Genomic DNA, 3625 nt, shown 5'->3' on the forward strand with positions numbered 1-3625 from the left:
CGGCACAACCGCCCCCTCATGAACCGCATGAATGACTGCATGAACCACATGAACGGAGCACCACCATGCACACCGACCCCGCACCCCGAATAGCCGTCATCGGAGCCGGGCCCGGCGGCCTGACCTGCGCGCGTATCCTCCAGCGGCACGGCATCCCCGTCGCCGTCTACGACCACGAGACCGGGCCCGACGGCCGCGACCAGGGCGGCACCCTGGACCTGCACGAGGACAACGGCCAGATCGCCCTGCGTGAGGCAGGACTGCTCGACGACTTCTTCCGCCTCTGCCGCCCCGAAGGGCAGGAGATGCGCCAACTGAACCACGCGACGGCAGCCCTCGGCTTCCACCACATCCCCGCCGAAGGCGAGCGCTTCAAGCCCGAAATCGACCGGGGGCAGCTGCGCGAGCTCCTCCTTGGCTCCCTCCGGCCGCACACCGTGCGCTGGGGCCACACCCTGCGTTCCGTGGAAGGCCCCCGCGAGGGCCCCCGCCGCCTGCACTTCGCCAACGGCACGAGTGTCGAGGCCGACCTCGTCATCGGCGCCGACGGGGCCTGGTCCAGAGTGCGCCGCGCCCTATCCGACGCCATCCCGCAGTACACCGGCATCAGCCTTCTGGAGGCGTGGTTCCACGACGTGGACAACCGCCACCCCGACCTCGCCGACCTCATCGGCCACGGTGCTGCCGCGGCGGCGGACGGCGAACGCTGCATGTTCGCCCAGCGCAACAGCGGCAACCACATCCGTGTCTACCTCATGCAGCGTGTCCCCGCCGACTGGATCAGTGCCGCCGGACTCACCGCCAGGGACACCGACGGCATCCGGGCCGTCCTCCAGGAGCGTTACCGCGACTGGTCCCCGCGCCTGCGGCAGATCCTCCGGGACAACGACGGTCCCTTCGTCGACCGCTCCCTGTACGCCCTGCCGGTACCGCACACCTGGGAACACAACCCCACCGTGACGCTGCTCGGGGACGCCGCCCACCTCATGCCCCCGCTCGGCGTGGGCGTCAATCTCGCCATGCTCGACGCCTGCGAACTCGCACTCGCCCTCGTCCACCGCGACACCATCGACGACGCCCTGCTCGCCTACGAGAAGACCATGCTGCCCCGCTCCGCCGACATGCAGCACGCTCTGGACGGTCGCGCCGGTGACCTGCTGTCCGACGAACCTCACGACCCCCACGGCGGTGGCCACCACTGATCCGGCGCGCGGCCGCCGGGCCTGTCCGCATGTCGTCAGGCCTGTTCGCATGGGAATCGGGACGCGGGGTACTCGGGGGTCAGCATGACAGCGGCGGTCCTGACCAACCGAGGGATCTGCACGCACCGAAGAGACTTTGGACATCGGAGCCGTAATGATCGTACTTGGCGTCATCCTGCTCGTCATCGGCCTGCTGGCCGGTATCTCACTGCTGACGACCATCGGCGGGGTACTCGTCGTGGTCGGCGCGGTCCTGTGGGTCCTCGGGGCGACCGGCCGCGCGGTCGGCGGACGCAAGCATTACTTCTAGGCGACGGCTACGACCGGCACCGCGGCCGGGGGGTGTATCCAGTGATCAGTGTCGTGGATACACCCCCCTGTCATGGGCTACAGGCCATGGGGTGAACCTGCGCCCTCATGGCCGACCCCGTACCCTCCCGCGCTCATCGGCCTGCAAGCCACCACGCCAGCGGCCGGAACCGCCCCTTACCATGCTGTGCTGAGTCCCCCACAAGCCGGTCGCGCCGCCACCCGGCACCCCCGTAGCGGATCATGGATGCACCATCGATCGTGCTCCCAGGGGGGAACCACATGCGTAGAACAGCGAAGAGCTTCAGGCGGCGCGTGCGAAGAACGGCGACAACGCTCACGGCCGTGACCGCCGCACTCACGGCGTTGGCCGCGTGTGGCGCCACTGACCCCGCGACGAAGCAGAACCCGGCGACAGGCGAGAAGCGGCAAGCCGCACGATCATCCGCGTCACCGAACGGTTCCGGGCCCAGAAGTGCTCAAGCCGCCGAGCTGATCGACAAGGCGATCGACGCGACGCTCGGCCAGAAGTACCTCCGCTCGACCCGGCGGTCGACGAGTGAGGGCACCACCGTCATGCACAGCGCGGTGCGCGGGGACACAGCCGAGTGCAGGACACACGCCTCGAAGGGCGCCGCGACCCTGGACTGGGTGATCACCGGGTCGGCGCTCTACACGCGGGGCAGCAGAAAGGCCCTCATGCTCTCGTCCCAGGCCAAGACGGACCCGGAGAGCGTGGCGGTCATGGCCGACCGCTGGGTGAAGCGCGACGGGGGCCCCTACGAAGCCATGCGCGACATGTGTGCGTCCAAGACACGGCGCATGTACTTGAAGGAGCGCCTGCCGTCTCCGGGTGAACTCGCGGCGCTGACCGCGACACAGCGGCCGGGAACCCTGGGGGGACGCCCCACGACACGGATCACGTACAGGGGGCAGGACGGGTCGGTCCAGTTCCACATCGCCGCGGGAGACAAGCCGTTGCTCCTGCGGGTCACGAACCCGGCCAAGGATCTGGACGAGACGTTCACCGCTTTCGGCGAGGCCTTTCGCGTGGCCGCGCCCGCGGGGGCGGTCACGGACTACGAGATGGCGGAGGAAGTCCTCGCGGCCCAGTCTCAGTGACCCGGGCCAGTCGGAGGGCGGCTCGGGCCCCGGCGGCTCGCGGGCGAGCAACGCGAAGTCGGACTCCGGCGAGGACACGAAGGCCGGTACCGAGGCCGGGTACCGGAGGCCGGTACCGCGTGCCGCGAACGGCACGACGACCCCCCGCCGGGCGATTGGCCGACGTCACGCAGGAGCGCCGAGCGGCGGGTGCTCGAGCACGCGGGGCTTGTACTCGACCAGCTGGATGCGGCCGTCGAAGGTGCGGTGGTCGACCATCTCAAGGGCGACGTCCGGATAGCCGTCGTAGATGCGTTCGTCGCCCGTGGCCCCGGTGATCACCGGGAACATCACGACCCGGAAGCGGTCGACGAGCCCGGCTCGTAGCAGGGACCGGCACAGACTGAGGCTGCCGATCGTGCTGAGCAGCCCCGAGCCACTCGACTTCATGGCCCGGACCGCCTCGACGGCGTCATCACGGATGAGTGTGGAGTTGCCCCAGGTCAGTGGCTCCTTGAGCGAAGAGGAGAACACCACCTTGGACGCCCGGGTGAGCTCGTCGACGGACGCCTCCTCTTCGGGCCTGAACTCGTCCTGGCCCGCAGGCACCTCGCCTCCGGCGAAGCCCGACATCAGGCGGTAGGTGTTCGCTCCCATCAGATAGGTGACCTCGGGCTGCTTGCCGAGCCATGCGAGGTACTCCGGGCCCTCCAGCCCCCAGAACCCGGGCCATCCCTCTCCCGACGCGTAGCCGTCGAGGGAGGTGATGAAGTCGACGAGAAGCTCCGACATGGCGGTGTCCTTTCCTAGGCGTCACGAACTTGGACCGGCGGGGAGCCGGGAACTCATCGGCAGCGCTGTGGAGTAGCGCGAAAGTCCAGGCCGCACGCTGCACCGCGCGGCCGGGCAGAACATCTCGCCCTCCTGTCCATCATGGTCTGCCAGCCGCCGCGGCATCCACTGCCACACACATGGCCGGTACGAGTCTCCCGCGCGCCCGGACGGGCCTAGGC

At 69.3% G+C, this 3625-nt stretch carries 4 protein-coding genes; 3 read left to right on the forward strand and 1 reads right to left on the reverse strand.

Translation table 11 applies throughout. The features are described 5' to 3' along the window. The first annotated feature begins 65 nt into the window (after nt 1-65). The 3 genes from AB8Z36_RS33770 (at nt 66) to AB8Z36_RS33780 (ending at nt 2633) form a co-directional block, all read left to right on the forward strand. A complete protein-coding gene (locus AB8Z36_RS33770) occupies nt 66-1202 on the forward strand; it encodes an FAD-dependent oxidoreductase (RefSeq protein WP_369217201.1) in 1137 nt (378 codons plus the stop codon). 154 nt (nt 1203-1356) lie between these two features. Then, nucleotides 1357-1512 carry a DUF6131 family protein gene (locus AB8Z36_RS33775; RefSeq protein WP_369217202.1) on the forward strand — a complete coding sequence of 52 codons (156 nt, stop codon included), beginning with the start codon at nt 1357-1359 and terminating at the stop codon, nt 1510-1512. A gap of 344 nt (nt 1513-1856) precedes the next feature. Next, on the forward strand, nt 1857-2633 hold the full coding sequence (locus AB8Z36_RS33780) for a hypothetical protein (protein WP_369217203.1): 777 nt from the start codon (nt 1857-1859) through the stop codon (nt 2631-2633). Between the two features lie 165 nt (nt 2634-2798). On the opposite strand, the gene AB8Z36_RS33785 is transcribed toward AB8Z36_RS33780, so the two are convergent. Beyond that, complete coding sequence (locus AB8Z36_RS33785) at nt 2799-3404, reverse strand: dihydrofolate reductase family protein (RefSeq protein ID WP_369217204.1); 606 nt, start codon at nt 3402-3404, stop codon at nt 2799-2801. Between the last annotated feature and the right edge of the window lie 221 nt (nt 3405-3625).

It is taken from the genome of Streptomyces flavofungini (assembly GCF_041028215.1).
Classification (GTDB): Bacteria; Actinomycetota; Actinomycetes; order Streptomycetales; family Streptomycetaceae; genus Streptomyces; species Streptomyces flavofungini_B.

Excerpts from the sequence above, each read along its gene's own strand:
- AB8Z36_RS33785 (WP_369217204.1), bottom strand. The coding sequence starts at position 3,404 with ATGTCGGAGCTTCTCGTCGACTTCATCACCTCCCTCGACGGCTACGCG.
- AB8Z36_RS33775 (WP_369217202.1), top strand. The coding sequence starts at position 1,357 with ATGATCGTACTTGGCGTCATCCTGCTCGTCATCGGCCTGCTGGCCGGT.
- AB8Z36_RS33770 (WP_369217201.1), top strand. The coding sequence starts at position 66 with ATGCACACCGACCCCGCACCCCGAATAGCCGTCATCGGAGCCGGGCCC.